Raw genomic sequence first — 15,263 nt, forward strand, 5'->3', positions numbered from 1 at the left:
ATACGCCGCTTGGTCAGGGCTTCAAGCCCAATGGCGGGTCCCATGACGCGGATGTGAGATTTAGCGACTATAGGGGGCCGAAGGGGTCGGAATGCCAACTGCGCGCCAACGGGCGGCTTCCTTACGGGCATCCAAACGAAAACGGCGATAGGCTTGGTTATAGCGGTCCACACGCACCAGACGGATGTTGGTGAATCGCGCCTGCCGCTTGCGGAAGGCCGCGTCTTCCTCGGCCAGATCGGCGCGGATCGTCGGCGAAACGCCATTCCGAGCCACGTGATTGACCAATGCACCATCCGTCGCGGGAACACCCGTCGCAACCAGCGCAGAACGTTTGCCGCCCAGCGCGGCCACGGCATCAGCTTTGGGGTCTTGATCAGTGCGGTTCACACCACCAGGAGTGGGCGCAGGCAGTTGGGAATAGTCGCCAGGCAGCGTCAATTCCTTGCTAGGAGCAACCAAGAATTCATCCGGCCCACCCGTGAACGAACGCAGGTCGCGCAATTTGCCACTGTTACTGCAACCCGCAAGGGCCGTAATTGCCACCAAGATCACCGCGCGCGACAGTCGCATCACCACCCTCCAGTTCGTTCCGACCCAGCATTAGCCGATCCTTCGGCCAAGGTCACGAGGGCTTTTTCGCCCCGCCCCACATGATAAGCCCAAAAGCGCCGACAAAGATCGCGATATCGGCCACGTTGAACGCATAGGGGTTATCAAAACCACAGCAGGACATGTTCAGAAAATCGGCCACAGCGCCATAAAGGACACGATCCACGACATTTCCCAGCGCCCCGCCAATTAGCAACCCGGCCGAAGCCATGCCCAGCTTGTTCGGTGGGTCGCGATAAACCCACCACAGAACCGAGCCCGCGATCAGCAGGGCCAGAACGATCAGCGCCCAGCGAAGCAGGTCTCCGTGTTCGGAAAAAAGACCGAAGTTAACGCCCGTATTCCATGCCATTCGAAGGTTCAGCAGGGGCGGTACCACGTCCAGTTCGCCCAGCGTGCGCAGATCCAGCATATGCACGACCAGGTACTTGCTGGCTTGGTCCAGTATGAATGTCCAGAAGCCTGCCCAGAAAACCAGCCTCATTTGCCTGCCCTATTCTGCCCCGTTACGGACCCGTTTTCCGGGTCTCAGAAATGCCTTTCCGGCGAGTTTAGCATGAACCCGCCGGAATGGTTAGTGTGGATACGTTTTCGTGATGCCTGCTTAGTGGCGGAAATGGCGCATCCCGGTAAAGACCATGGCCAGACCACGCTCGTTTGCGGCGTCGATGACCTCTTGGTCGCGCATGGAGCCGCCCGGCTGGATAATCGCGGTCGCGCCGGCCTCGGCTGCGGTGATCAGACCGTCAGCAAACGGGAAGAACGCATCCGATGCCACAACCGAGCCTTGCGTCAGCGGGGCGTCCAGACCCATCGCTTCGGCCATGTCCTCGGCTTTGCGGGCAGCGATACGGGTGCTGTCCACGCGGCTCATCTGGCCTGCGCCGACGCCGACGGTGGCACCGTCTTTGACATAGATGATGGCGTTGGATTTGACGTGCTTGGCCACTTTCCAGGCGAACAGCAGGTCGGTCAGTTCCTGTTGCGTAGGCTGGCGTTCGGTCACGACCTTCAGGTCGTCCAGGGTGATCGCGCCGTTGTCCTTGCCCTGCACCAGGAAACCACCAGCAACCTGACGATAGGTGGTGATCACCGATTTCGGCTCGGGCAGTGCCCCAGTGGTCAGCAGACGCAGGTTTTTCTTGGCGGCAAACACGGCCTTGGCCTCGTCGGTGGCCTCAGGGGCGATGACAACCTCGGTGAAGATCTTGGCGATCTCTTCCGCGGTGGCCCCGTCCAGCGTCTGGTTCAGCGCGATGATCCCACCAAAGGCCGAGGTCCGGTCACAGTCGAATGCACGGCTGTAGGCTTCGGCCAGGGTTGCGCCCGAGGCCACGCCGCAGGGGTTGGCGTGTTTGATGATCGCACAGGCAGGCGCGTCGGTGCCGAATTCGGCGACCAGTTCGAACGCGGCGTCGGTGTCGTTGATGTTGTTATAGGACAGCTCTTTGCCCTGATGCTGCTGCGCGGTGGACACACCGGCACGACTGCTGCCGTCTTTGTAGAAGGCCGCGGACTGGTGCGGGTTTTCACCGTAACGCAGGGTCTGGGCCAGCTCGCCTGCGAAGACACGGCGGCGCGGGGTGTCCTGACCGATGGCACCGGCCATCCAGGTCGAAACGGCAGCGTCATAGGCGCCGGTACGGGCATAGGCGATCTGGGCCATCTTCTGACGGAACGCGTACGAGGTCTGACCGTCATTGGCGTCCAGTTCACCCAGCAGCGCGTCGTAGTCTTCGACATCCACGACAGTGGTGACGAACCCGTGGTTTTTCGCAGCGGCGCGGATCATGGCGGGGCCGCCGATGTCGATGTTTTCGATCATCTCGGCGTAATCAGCACCACGGGCCAGGGCGGCCTCGAACGGATAGAGGTTCACAACCAGCAGGTCGATGCCGCCGATGTCATGTTCATCCATGGCGGCGACGTGATCATCATTGTCGCGCAGCGCCAGCAGGCCGCCGTGGACCTTGGGGTGCAGCGTTTTCACACGGCCGTCCATCATTTCGGGGAAGCCGGTGACGTCCGCCACATCGCGCACCTCAAGCCCCGCGTCGCGCAGCGCCTTGGCCGAGCCGCCGGTCGACAGCAGTTCCACACCGCGCGCGGCCAGGGCTTTGCCCAGCTCGGTCAGGCCGGTCTTATCGGAAACGGAAATCAACGCGCGGCGCACGGGATAGAGGTCAGTCATAGGGCAGCTCTTTGTATCTGTTCAGGTCAGGTCCGGGTCATCCCGGTTCAGGTCTCGGATACTGATCGGGGTATCCTGCGCCTTGGCCAGGGACCAACGGATGCGCGTCGCATAGTCCATCGCGCGCCCAGATAAAACGATTTGTTTGGTCGCACGGGGCCGTAAACGCCCTTTTTCCAGATAAACTGAGGGTTCGAGCGTCATTTCGGCCACCCCTTCGTGCCGGAACAGCCACAATTCCCCGCTTTTCAGCGCAAGCGAGATCGAGGTCCCGCCCATGTCCACCGTCGCGTCAACCTCGGGGTGCAGATGGAATCGGATGTGGAAGGGGATGCCTTTCAGCGCCACGATCTGCGGGGATTTATCGAACCTGCGCTTGCCCGCGTCGTCCACGGTCAGCAGCAGGTCCTCGCCGGCCATGCCGCGCCCGTCAAAGGTAAGCTCGAGTTTGCGGGCATGGGTCAGCCCATAAGGTTTGCCATAGCCATCATGCCCGCCCTCGAAACGCACGCCATCCGGGGCTTGGCTGATCTCGATCGGGACTTCCTTGGGCGTGTCGGTCAAAAGATCCACACCACCACGCCGCCCACCCAGACGCGCACTGGAATATCCATCCAGGCACAGGGTCGAATGGCTGGGGGTTGCGCGACCCGCCCTGCGCCACTTGGCCCCGAAAATGGCGCCTGATCCGCAGTTCACAACCAGTGGCCGCCGCCCCGAGGTCAGCTCGAACGCAAGGGTCGAGGCATGGGCGTTGTACGACGCCCGCCCGGCAGGCGGTGCACTGGCATCGACGATCACCGAAGTTCGGCCCGCCGACAGCCGCGCATAGCCCATGGCCAGCCCATCAGCCGAGCGGTTTTTCACCCCCGAAGCTGCCAATGCCGTGTCCAGACGCCCCTCCAGACCGCGCCCACCGCCATGAAAACGCGCCAACCCGCCGTCGGCATGGCGCAGGGTCCGCAGGGTCGGGGCGATCCTCTCGATTGCGGACTGCAGCTCGGGGGGGACGGGCCGGCCTGCCTCGATCAGCGCGGCAGCAGCCCAGGTGAGCAGGGTGAACACTTCAAGCAATTCTTCGGGATTTCGGGTCGGAATGCCACCTTCGGCATCCACTTGCGACTGGCAATCCCTGGCTAGGGTCCGCACGGCCCCGTCCACGTGCCTATCCATCCCCTCAAGCGATAGGCCAGCATATATCAGCCCGGTCAGCGCCTCGAACCGGGGCAACCCGGGCGAGCAGGTATGCCAACGCCGCGACAGGAAAACCGTCTGCCTGGAAAGCGAGCGGAAAAAGCCGTCCGACTGGTCCTTGTCGGCACCGCGCAGCACGAACAGGGCATGGTGAATCCAGCGGATGATGCGGCGACCGGTCAGATCGGGGCTCCAGCCTGCACCTTTGCCAGAACCATAGCGGTTGATCCATTCAAACAGCCAATTCTGCGCCCGTTCGCGCGTTGTGTGGTCAGCAACCGCAGCCAGATCGTCCAGCCAGACGAAACCGTGCAGCTCTTCCTCGAACGGAGCGTCGGGCAGGTCTATGTCCCACAGCATTGTTTTCGGAGCTTCGACCAAATGACCCGCAAACAGGAAATTCCCCGCCAGCAATTGCCGACCACGGGCAAAGCTGCCGATGGTGCGGGGTTCAGGCTGGCTGACAAAGCCAGTGGCAGGGCGCACCCGTCCGGCCAGCCGCGCGTGCAGCCGGTGCATCCAGCGCGTCGTCCGCGCTGTCATCCGATCAGGTTTGAACATGCTCTGCCTCTCACGCTCTGACGGCGGGATGCAGACAGAATAGCTTCACCCGCGCGCCCTGTCACCGATGAATGGCAGCGCTGGCATGAATTCGCGAGACCAGATCAGGCTTTGCGCAGACAGGCGACATAGAACCCGTCCATGCCCCCTTGTTTGCGCCAATATCCGGGCAGCAGGCGCAAGCCGCCCTCGGGTGTGCGCCAATCGGGATCAATCCCCGGCAAATCAAGCGCTTCTGTGTCGACGGTCAGCCCCTTGTGGCGCGAAAGGGCCTCTTCGATCTGGCATTCGCCCTCGTCCGGCAACAGCGAGCATGTGGCATAGACCAGCCGCCCGCCAGGCTTTAGCAGACTGACCGCGTGGTCCAGCATCTGCGCCTGAAGCTGGAACAATTGCCAGAAATCCGAGCCGTCCTTGGCGTGTGGCAAATCCGGGTGGCGGCGAATCGTTCCAGTGGCGGAACATGGCGCGTCCAGCAGGATGGCATCGTATTGACCGGTATGCTCCAGCGCGTCGCCGGTGATCAGGGTCGCGGTCAGCCCCGTACGGTCCAGATTTTCCTGCACACGCTCCATCCGGTTGGCGGAAACATCCAGTGCGGTCACGTCCGCCCCGGCTGCAGCCAGTTGCATCGTCTTGCCACCGGGGGCCGCGCACATGTCCAAAACCGCCTCGCCGGGCTGCACCTTCAACACCTTTGCGGGAATCGCGGCAGCGGCATCCTGCACCCACCAATCGCCCGCCTCGAACCCCGGCAGGGCCGAGACCTGACCGGCATCCGCCAGACGCACTGAACCCGTCGGCAGAAGCTCCCCGCCCAAAGCGTCGCACACGGCCTGCGGGTCGGACTTCGCTGAGATGTCCAGCGGGGCACCTGCGAAATGGGCTTGCTCCATCCGGGCGACATCATCGGGGCCGTACCCCTCGATCAGGGGGTCACGCAGCCAGCGCGGCATGCGCGGGGCGCGCAGGTTATCCCAATCCTCGGTGGCGCTCTCGGCCACGCGGCGCAGCACGGCGTTCACCATGCCTTTCATCGACTGGATGCGCTTGTTGCGAGAGGTCATGTTGACGGCCTCGTTCACCACGCCATGCGCATCTCCGCCCAAGGCCAGTTCAACCGCGCCCAGCCGCAGGATATTACGGACCGCCATCGGAGGGTTCTTTTTCAGGTGACGCGACAGTAGCTTGTCGGCGCGCTCCAGCCCGCGCAGCGTATCCACGGCCAGCCGTTGTGCCCGTGCGCGATCCGCCGGGTCCAGCTTGGCCAGGGTGTGCCCCATCACCTCAGAGATCATCCGATGCTCGACCAGAACCTGGTTCAGCAGGTTCAAAGCCGCCATGCGCGGGGTCATGCGCGGCGATTGGGCGGGGCGTTTGGTCATCCGATATCCTTGCGATTAAGCTGCAGGGGCGTATATCAACAGGCAGCCGTATAAGGAAGAGACCATGAGCACGCCTGAGAAGGACCTGCCCCCCGCCGCCATCCGCGCCCTGGCCGAAGCCGAAGAGCGCCGCAAAAAGGCCGAGGCCGAGGCGAATTCCATGCCCAAGGAGCTGGGTGGCCGTGACGGCCCCGAGCCCGTTCGCTTTGGCGATTGGGAAAAGAAAGGCATCGCGATCGATTTCTGATCGCGGCGCCCTGTTTTCCAACGACTTCCCTGGGATTTACAGCCCCAGCACGTCCACCATGTCATATTCACCGGGTTTTTGACCCTGGCCCCACAGCGCGGCCTTCACGGCCCCTCGCGCAAAGATCGCGCGGTCGGTGGCCAGATGGCGCAGCACGATCCGCTCACCTGCGGCGGCGAACATAACATCGTGTTCGCCCACGATATCGCCACCGCGGATGGCGGTGAAGCCAATGTCGCCCTTCTTGCGCGCACCGGTGATACCATCGCGGCCACGATCAGATACAGCCTCCAGCGACACGCCGCGCCCTTCGGCAGCAGCCTCGCCCAACATCAGCGCGGTCCCCGAGGGCGCGTCCACTTTCTTGTTGTGATGCGCCTCGATCACCTCGATGTCGAAATCCTCGTCCAGCGCCGCGGCGACCTGTTTGGTCAGCTGCACCAGCAGATTCACACCCAGCGACATGTTCCCGGCGCGCACGATGGTGGCATGACGGGCGGCGGCGCGCACCTTGGCCAGATCATCCTCGGTCATGCCGGTGGTGCCGATCACGTGAACGATCCGCGCCTGGGCGGCAATCGCGGCAAATTCCACGGTGGCGGCGGGGGCGGTGAAATCAATCACGGCCTGTGCGTGCAGGAAGGTCTCCAGAGGATCATCCGAGACGATCACACCGACGGCCGTACCGCCCATGCATTCGCCCACGTCGCGGCCCACCCAATCGTGGCCTTTACGTTCGACCGCGCCGACAAGTTTGCACTTATCACTGTCCAAAATGGTGCGCATCAGCATCTGGCCCATACGGCCCGAGGCTCCGGTCACGACAATTCCGGGCAGGTTGGTCATCGATCTTACTCCAAAAAACTGCGGTCCCGCCCTCTTAGCCCGTCGCGTTGCGCTTGGCAAAGCCCTTGCGAAGGCGTAGATGCAGGCCATGGCCAAAGGTAACAACTCTTTCGGTTCCGGACCCGGTATGCGTCAGCTGCGGGTGGGGGAACAAATCCGCCGGACAATGTCCGAAATCCTGATGCGTGGCGAGATCCACAATCCGGATCTGAACCGCATGTCCATCACCGTGGGCGAGGTGCGGCTGTCAGCTGACCTGCGCGTCGCCACTGTGTTCGTGCTGCCCCTGGGCGGCGAGGGCAAAGAAGACGCGGTCAAGCTGCTGGCAAGCCACCAGTGGGAACTGCGCCGCATGATCGGCAAGAAGTGCGGACTGAAACACGCGCCCGAGCTGCGGTTCCGTCTGGACGAAACCTTTGACCGGATGGAGGAAACTCGTCGCCTGCTGAACCAGGACGAGGTCCGCCGCGACCTTGACACGGACGAGGAATGATCCGCGCCTGGGCCAGCCTCTGCCTGTTGGCCCTGCTGCCCGGTGCAGCCAACGCAGTCGAGTGTCGCGACCTGCAGCTGGACTATAATCGTTTCACGATTTGCGAGGTGGATGCAGCCGCCGAGAACCTGCGCCTGTTCCTGCGCGATTCCTCCGGGGATGTGATGGGGCAGTTTTCTGCCGTTCAGAACAGCCTGCCAGACGGGCAAACCCTGCAATTCGCCATGAACGCTGGGATGTACCACGACGACCGCTCGCCCGTTGGTCTGTATATTCAGGACGGCAAGCTGGAAATGCGGGTGATCCCCAATGCCGGCCCCGGTAATTTCGGCCTGTTGCCCAACGGAGTGTTCTGCATTCGTCAGGGCCGCGCCGATGTGATCGAGACTCTGCGCTATGTCGACGAAAAACCCGCCTGCCGTGATGCCACCCAATCCGGCCCGATGCTGGTGATCAACGGCGCGCTGCATCCCCGTTTTCTGCCCGACAGTAGCTCGCGCTATGTGCGCAACGGGGTGGGTACGTCCGCCGACGGTAAACGCGTGGTCTTTGCGATCTCGCGCAACCCGGTGACGTTTCATGAATTCGGCAGCCTGTTCCGCGATACGCTGGACCTGCCCAACGCGCTGTATTTCGATGGCAAGGTTTCGCGGATGTACGCACCCGCGATTGGGCGCGACGATCCTGGGTTCTGGCTGGGGCCGATTGTGGGTGTTGTTGCGCCCGCAAATTGACAGTACGCGCGGCATGCTCTAACCCGCGCGCTCGGACTGCAACAGGATCGGTGACACATGGGACGTAGACGCAAGGGACGCGACATTTCCGGCTGGCTGGTGGTGGACAAGCCTGCGGGCATGACCTCCACCGCCGTGGTGAACAAGGTGAAATGGGCGTTCAACGCGAACAAAGCGGGCCATGCCGGCACGCTGGACCCCGATGCCACCGGGGTTCTGGCCGTGGCTTTGGGCGAGGCCACCAAGACCGTGCCCTACATCACCGATGCGCTTAAGGCTTACCGCTTCTGCGTGCGTTTGGGTCAGTCCACCAACACCGATGACGCCGAGGGCGAAGTGATTTCCGAAAGCGCTGATCGTCCCACCGACGAACAGATCAAGGACGCCCTGCCGCAATTTCTGGGCGATATCATGCAGGTACCGCCAAAGTTCTCGGCCGTGAAGATCGACGGAGAGCGCGCCTATAAACTGGCCCGCGCTGACGAGGATTTCGAGATCGCGGCCCGTCCCCTTTGGGTCGAGGAACTGTTGATGGAGGATCGCCCCGACGCCGATCACGTGGTGCTGGAGATGGTCTGCGGCAAGGGCGGCTATGTCCGATCCATCGCGCGGGATCTGGGGGCTGCTTTGGGCTGTCATGGCCACGTGGAATGGCTGCGGCGCGTCTGGTCCGGCCCGTTTGATGCAGATGAGGACGGGATCACCATCGAGCAGATCGACGAGATGGCAAAAACCCCCGAACTGGACGAATTCTTACGCCCGGTCGAGGACGGCTTGGCCGATCTGCCCGAGGTGAAGGCCACCGATCAGGGCGCCGTGCGTCTGCGCAATGGAAACCCCGGCATGGTCATCGCGCATGACGTTGAGTGGGGCGAGGACTGCTGGGCCTCTTACAACGGCAAACCTCTGGCCGTGGGGCAACTGCAAGGCGCAGAGCTGCACCCCAATCGCGTCTTCAACTTGGATTGACGGCTTGCGCTGCGCCGCGTGCGCGGGCACAAACAGGCCATGATCACGCGTGAGTTTCAAAAGGGCGACGCCCACTCGACCGCCGTCTATTCGGATTGCGAGAAATACCGCTATGAGCTGACCCGCATCTGGGACACGGCGGGGCGCAAGGCGTTGTTCGTGATGCTGAACCCGTCCACCGCGACCGAGGTTCAGAATGACCCCACCGTTGAACGCTGCGAACGTCGCGCGCGGGCGCTGGGTTTTGGCGCCTTTCGTGTGACAAACATCTTTGCCTGGCGCGACACCGACCCGCGGGCCATGCGCGCCGCCGCCGATCCGGTGGGCCCAGCGAATGACCAGACGATTCTAGATGGCTGTCACTGGGCCGATCAAATCATTGCCGCCTGGGGCACCCATGGCGAACACCTGGATCAGGGCCCTCATATCGCGCGGCTGCTGCGTGGCACAGGGCGCCCGATCCATCATCTGGGCCTGACCAAGGCGGGGCACCCCAAGCATCCGCTGTATATTGCCTATACCCAACAGCCACAGCTTTGGAACATGCCGGATGAATGATCAGACCGACAAAGAGACGCTAGAGGCCCTGCGCCACCTGACCCGCGAGGTTGAAAAGCTGAACAGCCACCGGTTCATCGCCGTTCAGAACTCGACCCTAAGGCTGATCCTCTTCCAATTTGGCCGCGGTCTGGCGTTTGGACTTGGCTCGGTTCTGGGCGCGACCTTCTTGGTCTCGATCCTGGCGTGGTGGCTGTCGCAATTCGAGTTTCTGCCAATCATCGGCGACTGGGCCGCGCAGCTGGCCGACGAGTTTGAACGCGCTGTTGGCAGCCAAGAGAGTGTTAACCAAACCCCTGAATAATCGTTGCAAATTCAACACCTGGCATGCGCTACTTGGGTTGGGAAAATCCGTGGGTGCCATGATGATGATGATTGCTGGACTGTTGGGCTTGATGGCGGCTGGGGCGGCCTTGATCGGCTTGGATCTTGGAGCAGACGAAGATGACCTGCCCCCCGATACCGAGGTTGAGACCGGCGAAGACGCAAGCGATGATACCAATGTCGGCACCGGTCTGGACGATGTTCTCGGTGGCTCCGAAGACGACCTTGTTGGTGATCAGGTCATTGCAGGAACCGAGGACGATCAAACTCTGACAGGTGGAGAAGGTGACGACAGCATGCACGGCTATGCCGGTAACGATGTCGTCGCCGGGCTGGAAGGCGATGACGAACTACACGGCGGCGAGGGCGAAGATACTGTTCAGGGCGGCATGGGCAACGACACGCTGCACGGCGAGGATGGTAACGACAGCCTTTTCGGCGGCGACGGTGACGACCAGATGTTCGGCCACAACGATGATGACACTCTGTACGGCAACGATGGGGACGACAGCCTTGTAGGCAGCGCAGGAAATGACCAGTTGTTCGGCGGTTCGGGAAATGACGCATTGCATGGCGATCTGGACGATGATTCACTTGCCGGTGGCGCGGGTCAGGACACGCTGTTCGGCGGTGTGGGCGATGACCTGATCGTGGGCGACGACGACTCGGAAATGGATTTTTTGAACGGTGGCGAGGGGAACGATACCCTTATCGGCGGCAGTGGTGACTACATCCACAGCGGTCAGGGCAATGATCTGATCCTGGTTGGCGATTGGGTCGAAAGCCCCACGACCGTTCTGGATTTTGACCCCGACGCGGACCAGATCGCCGTGGTACTGGACGACCCGACCGGCCCCACCCCAGACGTTACCCTGTCCGAGCCTGACGAAGCCACCGGCGACGTGGCAATTCTAGTAAACGGTCAGCAAGTGGCTACGGTCAACGGGGGCGCGGGGTTGACGGTTGCTGACATCGCCCTGATCGCCCGACCGATCTGACTTTTTCCTTTCCTTTTCAGGGGAATCTACGTATACGCCCGCATCCGCCCGGGGAATCTTGGGCTGATACCTCCATGGACCCTGCTGGACGACATCCCGGCTTGTGCCCTCACCCTTAACCTTAAAGGAGACCCCGATGTCGATTACTGCTGAAGAAAAAGCGCGCGTTATCAAAGAGTTCGGCACCAAAGAAGGTGACACCGGTTCGCCCGAAGTACAGGTTGCTATCCTGTCCTCGCGCATCGCGACCCTGACCGAGCACTTCAAGACTCACAAAAAAGACAACCACGGCCGTCGCGGCCTGCTGATGATGGTCGCCCAGCGTCGTAAGCTGCTGGACTACCTGAAAGGCAAGGACGAAGCACGCTATGCCGACCTGATTAAGCGTCTGGGCATCCGCCGCTAAGACCTTAGGTACTTGTTTTTGGAAACGCCCGTTCGTCAGAGCGGGCGTTTTGCTTTTCGCCTAACTAGCACTTCTGGGCGCGCGCCAAGGCCTGGCTCAGATCGCTTCCTTTGGCGGCGAATGTCACCAAGTTCCGCCCTGATTTATCCAGAACACTGATATTGGCCTTTTGCGCCACCAGCGATTTCAGCGTGCTTAGCGGAACCCGCTGCCCCGCCATCAAATCGTGACTGGCAGCCGAGATCATGGACCCGCCATAAACCCCCATCAGCCGGATGGTCTTGCCACCGGCGCGCAGCGCCATTTTCGCGCGATGCGGCTGGTAGCTCCATCCCTTCTTGCCGACATAAACCCCCCAAGCCTGGTCGTTCTTAACCTCGAACTCCAACTGTGCGTTCTGACCGAAAAAGACGGCGCTGCACACCTTGTAGCTTCCGGTTTTTCCCGAACCGACGATGGCATAGTTCCCGCGCTTTTGTACGACCCGCCAATCGCCATATTTCGCGATTTGTCTGCTGCGCGTATCCGCTGGCTGCGCCGAAACCGGCGCCACGGCACCCATAAAATCAAACACAAAAACCAATGCCAGAATGGTGGTCAAAATCCGTTTCATGGCTCCCTCCTCCTTGTGATGAATCACGCGTAATTGTCCTGAATTCTTGGAATTGCGCGCAATGACCCAAGTCAAACCCCCACGATTCCGTCCTTTTAAAACGAGCGAAACTGCTGTATGGCCCCCCTATCTGAGACGTGACGCCTTTGACTCCGGGCGCATGAGAAAGATTGGGGTCGGCGGCAATGGGGCCGCCATGAAAACAGGAGACGCGGGAGGGCCCGCGAGTGCTCCTATAAGGATACGATGATGTTCAACGTAACGACCAAATCCATGCAGTGGGGCGATGAAACGCTGACACTGGAAACGGGCAAGGTTGCCCGTCAGGCAGACGGTTCCGTGATTGCCACGCTGGGCGAAACCAGCGTCATGGCAAACGTGACCTTCGCCAAGGAACCCAAACCCGGGCAGGATTTCTTCCCGCTGACGGTTCACTACCAAGAGAAATACTATGCGGCCGGTAAAGTGCCCGGCGGTTTCTTCAAGCGTGAGGCCCGCCCCACCGAGAAAGAAACCCTGACTGCACGCCTGATCGACCGTCCGATCCGCCCGCTGTTCGTTCCTGGCTTCAAACACGAAGTTCTGGTGATGTGCACCGTGCTGAGCCACGATCTGGAAAATGATCCCGATGTTGTGGCGATGATCGCTGCCTCGGCTGCTCTGACCATTTCGGGCGCTCCGTTCCGTGGTCCGATCGCCTGCGCACGCGTCGGCTTTGTTGATGGCGACTATGTGCTGAACCCGTCGGTCGACGACATGCACGATCTGCGCAACAACCCTGAACAGCGCCTGGACCTGGTTGTCGCTGGCACCAAAGACGCTGTGATGATGGTGGAATCCGAAGCTTACGAGCTGACCGAAGCAGAAATGCTGGGCGCCGTGAACTTTGCTCACCAGCAGATCCAGCCGGTGATCGACCTGATCATCGAACTGGCCGAAGAGACCGCGAAAGAGCCCTTCGATTTCGTCGCGCCCGATTATTCGGACCTGTTCGACGTCGTCAAAGCCGCTGGCGAAGCCGCCATGCGCGACGCTTACGCGATCACCGACAAGCAAGAGCGCGTTGCTGCAGTTTCCGCCGCCAAAGAGGCCATCAAGGCCGGCCTGACCGAAGAACAGCTGGAAGACGCCAACCTTGGCGCCGCCCTGAAAAAGCTGGAATCCTCGGTTCTGCGCGGCACTGTCGTGAAAGAAGGCAAGCGTATCGACGGCCGTGCCCTGGATCAGGTCCGTGCAATCGAATGCGAAACCGGCCTGCTGCCCCGGACCCACGGTTCGGCGCTGTTCACCCGTGGGGAAACCCAGGGTCTGGTCGTGACCACGCTGGGCACCGGCGATGACGAACAGTTCATCGACGCGCTGCACGGCAACTTCAAATCGAACTTCATGCTGCACTATAACTTCCCACCCTACTCGGTTGGTGAAGTTGGTCGCGTGGGTGGTCCCGGCCGCCGCGAGATTGGCCACGGTAAGCTGGCATGGCGTGCGCTGCAGGCAGTTCTGCCCTCGGCCACCGATTTCCCCTACACCCTGCGTCTGGTGTCCGAGATCACCGAATCGAACGGTTCGTCCTCGATGGCATCGGTCTGTGGCGGCTCGCTGTCCATGATGGACGCCGGTGTTCCGCTGAAGGCCGCCGTTGCCGGTGTGGCCATGGGTCTGGTTCTGGAAGAGGACGGTTCTTACGCCGTTCTGACCGACATCCTGGGTGACGAAGACCACCTGGGCGACATGGACTTCAAAGTGGCCGGTACCGAGGCTGGTATCACCTCGTTGCAGATGGACATCAAGGTCGCGGGCATCACGCCCGAGATCATGGAGAAAGCCCTGGCACAAGCCAAAGAGGGCCGGATGCACATCCTGGGCGAGATGAACAAAGCGCTGTCCGGCACCGCCGAATTCAGCGTCCATGCTCCGCGCATCGAAACCATGCAGATCCCCACCGACAAGATCCGTGAAGTGATCGGCTCGGGCGGTAAGGTCATCCGTGAAATCGTCGAAGTGTCGGGCGCCAAGGTCGACATCAACGACGACGGCATCATCAAGATCGCAAGCCCGAACGGCGAAGCCATCCAGAAGGCCTATGACATGATCTACTCGATCGTGGCCGAGCCCGAAGAAGGCAAGATCTACAAAGGCAAGGTCGTGAAGATCGTCGATTTCGGCGCCTTCGTGAACTTCTTTGGCAAGCGCGACGGCCTGGTGCACGTCAGCCAGATCGAAAACCGCCGCCTGAACCACCCCTCGGACGTCCTGAAAGAGGGCCAAGAGGTTTGGGTCAAGCTGCTGGGCTTTGACGATCGCGGCAAGGTTCGCCTGTCGATGAAAGTCGTTGATCAGGAAACCGGCGAAGAAGCTAAAAAGGAAGACGACGAATAATCGTCACCTGCCTTTGAGAAAACGAAAGCCCCGGTCATCTGACCGGGGCTTTTGCTTTTTGGTGAAGGTTGCGCTGTGTGATCAGGCAGGATCTTTGATGGTGCGCAGGTAGGGCAGCTTGATGTCCACGTCGCCGAACTTGGCGCGGGCCTCGTCGTCGGACAGCGACAGGGCAACAATCACATCCTGACCTGCGGTCCAGTTGGCCGGGGTGGCCAGCGGGGCGCCAAAGGTTTTTTGCAGCCCGTCCAAGGCGCGCAGCACCTCGGCAAAGTTCCGGCCCACCGACATCGGGTAGGTCATGATAAGTTGCACCTTCTTGTCAGGCGAGATGATGAAGACCGAACGCACGCTGGCCGAATCGGCAGCGGTGCGCCCGTCAGGCAGGTAAGCTTCGGCTGGCAGCATGTCGAACAGCTTGGACACCTCCAGAAACTCGTCCGCAATGATTGGGAACCCTGCTGGCGCACCCGAGAAACCCTCGATGTCCGACTTCCATTTCACGTGCTCCTCGGTGCCATCGACGGACAGGCCGATCACCTTGGTGTCGCGCTTGGCCCATTCGTCGGCCAGCTGCGAAACAGCGCCGAATTCTGTGGTGCAAACGGGAGTAAAATCCTTGGGGTGCGAGAACAGGATTGCCCAGCTGTCACCAATCCAGTCGTGGAAGGTGATGGTCCCCTGGTCAGTTTCGGCAGTGAAGTTCGGAACGATGTCGTTGATGCGAAGGCCCATTTCGGTTTCCTTTTTGCT

17 protein-coding genes are annotated in these 15,263 nt (G+C 61.3%); 9 read left to right on the top strand and 8 right to left on the bottom strand.

Features of this window, described 5'->3' with window-relative positions; translation table 11 throughout:
• Positions 1 to 60: 60 nt before the first annotated feature.
• From ACOQOQ_RS03540 to ACOQOQ_RS03560, 5 genes are all read right to left on the bottom strand, one after another.
• The gene (locus ACOQOQ_RS03540; RefSeq protein WP_420568763.1) at positions 61 to 573 is read right to left on the bottom strand and encodes a DUF3035 domain-containing protein; all 513 of its coding nucleotides are present in this window, start codon (positions 571 to 573) and stop codon (positions 61 to 63) included.
• A 52-nt stretch (positions 574 to 625) separates the two neighbouring features.
• The gene (gene lspA, locus ACOQOQ_RS03545) at positions 626 to 1,096 is read right to left on the bottom strand and encodes a signal peptidase II (RefSeq protein WP_420568764.1); all 471 of its coding nucleotides are present in this window, start codon (positions 1,094 to 1,096) and stop codon (positions 626 to 628) included.
• Between the two features lie 120 nt (positions 1,097 to 1,216).
• Entirely contained in the window at positions 1,217 to 2,803 is a 1,587-nt protein-coding gene (purH, locus tag ACOQOQ_RS03550) for a bifunctional phosphoribosylaminoimidazolecarboxamide formyltransferase/IMP cyclohydrolase (protein WP_420568765.1), read from the bottom strand.
• Positions 2,804 to 2,824: 21 nt separating this feature from the next.
• Positions 2,825 to 4,558, bottom strand: coding sequence for a heparinase II/III family protein (locus tag ACOQOQ_RS03555; protein WP_420568766.1), 1,734 nt, complete (start codon positions 4,556 to 4,558; stop codon positions 2,825 to 2,827).
• Positions 4,559 to 4,662: 104 nt separating this feature from the next.
• Entirely contained in the window at positions 4,663 to 5,943 is a 1,281-nt protein-coding gene (locus ACOQOQ_RS03560) for an RsmB/NOP family class I SAM-dependent RNA methyltransferase (protein WP_420568767.1), read from the bottom strand.
• A gap of 64 nt (positions 5,944 to 6,007) precedes the next feature.
• On the opposite strand from ACOQOQ_RS03560, the gene ACOQOQ_RS03565 reads away from it, so the two are divergent.
• The gene (locus tag ACOQOQ_RS03565) at positions 6,008 to 6,190 is read left to right on the top strand and encodes a DUF1674 domain-containing protein (protein ID WP_420568768.1); all 183 of its coding nucleotides are present in this window, start codon (positions 6,008 to 6,010) and stop codon (positions 6,188 to 6,190) included.
• Positions 6,191 to 6,226: 36 nt separating this feature from the next.
• Here the strand turns inward: ACOQOQ_RS03565 and dapB are convergent, their stop codons facing one another.
• The gene (gene dapB / locus ACOQOQ_RS03570) at positions 6,227 to 7,036 is read right to left on the bottom strand and encodes a 4-hydroxy-tetrahydrodipicolinate reductase (RefSeq protein ID WP_420568769.1); all 810 of its coding nucleotides are present in this window, start codon (positions 7,034 to 7,036) and stop codon (positions 6,227 to 6,229) included.
• 88 nt (positions 7,037 to 7,124) lie between these two features.
• Between dapB and rbfA the strand changes: the two genes are divergently transcribed.
• The 7 genes from rbfA (at position 7,125) to rpsO (ending at position 11,518) form a co-directional block, all read left to right on the top strand.
• A complete protein-coding gene (gene rbfA / locus ACOQOQ_RS03575; protein WP_420568770.1) occupies positions 7,125 to 7,529 on the top strand; it encodes a 30S ribosome-binding factor RbfA in 405 nt (134 codons plus the stop codon).
• Positions 7,526 to 8,263: a phosphodiester glycosidase family protein gene (locus ACOQOQ_RS03580; RefSeq protein WP_420568771.1), complete on the top strand. Its 738-nt coding sequence runs from the start codon at positions 7,526 to 7,528 to the stop codon at positions 8,261 to 8,263. The genes rbfA and ACOQOQ_RS03580 overlap by 4 nt, the downstream gene beginning before the upstream one ends.
• A 57-nt stretch (positions 8,264 to 8,320) precedes the next feature.
• Positions 8,321 to 9,232, top strand: a complete 912-nt coding sequence (gene truB, locus ACOQOQ_RS03585) for a tRNA pseudouridine(55) synthase TruB (protein WP_420568772.1) — start codon at positions 8,321 to 8,323, stop codon at positions 9,230 to 9,232.
• 39 nt (positions 9,233 to 9,271) lie between these two features.
• Entirely contained in the window at positions 9,272 to 9,790 is a 519-nt protein-coding gene (locus ACOQOQ_RS03590; protein ID WP_420568773.1) for a DUF1643 domain-containing protein, read from the top strand.
• Positions 9,783 to 10,094: a DUF5665 domain-containing protein gene (locus ACOQOQ_RS03595; RefSeq protein WP_420568774.1), complete on the top strand. Its 312-nt coding sequence runs from the start codon at positions 9,783 to 9,785 to the stop codon at positions 10,092 to 10,094. Before ACOQOQ_RS03590 ends, ACOQOQ_RS03595 begins: the two co-directional genes overlap by 8 nt.
• Positions 10,095 to 10,155: 61 nt before the next feature.
• Positions 10,156 to 11,112, top strand: a complete 957-nt coding sequence (locus ACOQOQ_RS03600) for a calcium-binding protein (protein ID WP_420568775.1) — start codon at positions 10,156 to 10,158, stop codon at positions 11,110 to 11,112.
• A 136-nt stretch (positions 11,113 to 11,248) separates the two neighbouring features.
• Positions 11,249 to 11,518, top strand: a complete 270-nt coding sequence (gene rpsO / locus ACOQOQ_RS03605) for a 30S ribosomal protein S15 (RefSeq protein WP_420568776.1) — start codon at positions 11,249 to 11,251, stop codon at positions 11,516 to 11,518.
• 64 nt (positions 11,519 to 11,582) lie between these two features.
• Here rpsO and ACOQOQ_RS03610 read toward each other — a convergent pair whose 3' ends face one another.
• A complete protein-coding gene (locus tag ACOQOQ_RS03610; RefSeq protein ID WP_420568777.1) occupies positions 11,583 to 12,131 on the bottom strand; it encodes a hypothetical protein in 549 nt (182 codons plus the stop codon).
• A gap of 249 nt (positions 12,132 to 12,380) precedes the next feature.
• Here ACOQOQ_RS03610 and pnp point away from each other — a divergent pair, with 249 nt between their 5' ends.
• On the top strand, positions 12,381 to 14,510 hold the full coding sequence (gene pnp, locus ACOQOQ_RS03615; protein ID WP_420568778.1) for a polyribonucleotide nucleotidyltransferase: 2,130 nt from the start codon (positions 12,381 to 12,383) through the stop codon (positions 14,508 to 14,510).
• Between the two features lie 81 nt (positions 14,511 to 14,591).
• Here pnp and ACOQOQ_RS03620 read toward each other — a convergent pair whose 3' ends face one another.
• Entirely contained in the window at positions 14,592 to 15,245 is a 654-nt protein-coding gene (locus ACOQOQ_RS03620) for a peroxiredoxin (RefSeq protein WP_420568779.1), read from the bottom strand.
• Positions 15,246 to 15,263: the final 18 nt, after the last annotated feature.

Origin of the sequence: Thalassovita sp. (assembly GCF_965218685.1) — a bacterium.
In the GTDB taxonomy this organism is placed as follows: domain Bacteria; phylum Pseudomonadota; class Alphaproteobacteria; order Rhodobacterales; family Rhodobacteraceae; genus Thalassobius.

What these genes read in the sequence shown, in the direction of transcription:
- ACOQOQ_RS03540 (WP_420568763.1), bottom strand. Translation starts at nt 573, where the DNA reads ATGCGACTGTCGCGCGCGGTGATCTTGGTGGCAATTACGGCCCTTGCG.
- lspA (WP_420568764.1), bottom strand. Translation starts at nt 1,096, where the DNA reads ATGAGGCTGGTTTTCTGGGCAGGCTTCTGGACATTCATACTGGACCAA.
- purH (WP_420568765.1), bottom strand. Translation starts at nt 2,803, where the DNA reads ATGACTGACCTCTATCCCGTGCGCCGCGCGTTGATTTCCGTTTCCGAT.
- ACOQOQ_RS03555 (WP_420568766.1), bottom strand. Translation starts at nt 4,558, where the DNA reads ATGTTCAAACCTGATCGGATGACAGCGCGGACGACGCGCTGGATGCAC.
- ACOQOQ_RS03560 (WP_420568767.1), bottom strand. Translation starts at nt 5,943, where the DNA reads ATGACCAAACGCCCCGCCCAATCGCCGCGCATGACCCCGCGCATGGCG.
- ACOQOQ_RS03565 (WP_420568768.1), top strand. Translation starts at nt 6,008, where the DNA reads ATGAGCACGCCTGAGAAGGACCTGCCCCCCGCCGCCATCCGCGCCCTG.
- dapB (WP_420568769.1), bottom strand. Translation starts at nt 7,036, where the DNA reads ATGACCAACCTGCCCGGAATTGTCGTGACCGGAGCCTCGGGCCGTATG.
- rbfA (WP_420568770.1), top strand. Translation starts at nt 7,125, where the DNA reads ATGGCCAAAGGTAACAACTCTTTCGGTTCCGGACCCGGTATGCGTCAG.
- ACOQOQ_RS03580 (WP_420568771.1), top strand. Translation starts at nt 7,526, where the DNA reads ATGATCCGCGCCTGGGCCAGCCTCTGCCTGTTGGCCCTGCTGCCCGGT.
- truB (WP_420568772.1), top strand. Translation starts at nt 8,321, where the DNA reads ATGGGACGTAGACGCAAGGGACGCGACATTTCCGGCTGGCTGGTGGTG.
- ACOQOQ_RS03590 (WP_420568773.1), top strand. Translation starts at nt 9,272, where the DNA reads ATGATCACGCGTGAGTTTCAAAAGGGCGACGCCCACTCGACCGCCGTC.
- ACOQOQ_RS03595 (WP_420568774.1), top strand. Translation starts at nt 9,783, where the DNA reads ATGAATGATCAGACCGACAAAGAGACGCTAGAGGCCCTGCGCCACCTG.
- ACOQOQ_RS03600 (WP_420568775.1), top strand. Translation starts at nt 10,156, where the DNA reads ATGATGATGATTGCTGGACTGTTGGGCTTGATGGCGGCTGGGGCGGCC.
- rpsO (WP_420568776.1), top strand. Translation starts at nt 11,249, where the DNA reads ATGTCGATTACTGCTGAAGAAAAAGCGCGCGTTATCAAAGAGTTCGGC.
- ACOQOQ_RS03610 (WP_420568777.1), bottom strand. Translation starts at nt 12,131, where the DNA reads ATGAAACGGATTTTGACCACCATTCTGGCATTGGTTTTTGTGTTTGAT.
- pnp (WP_420568778.1), top strand. Translation starts at nt 12,381, where the DNA reads ATGTTCAACGTAACGACCAAATCCATGCAGTGGGGCGATGAAACGCTG.
- ACOQOQ_RS03620 (WP_420568779.1), bottom strand. Translation starts at nt 15,245, where the DNA reads ATGGGCCTTCGCATCAACGACATCGTTCCGAACTTCACTGCCGAAACT.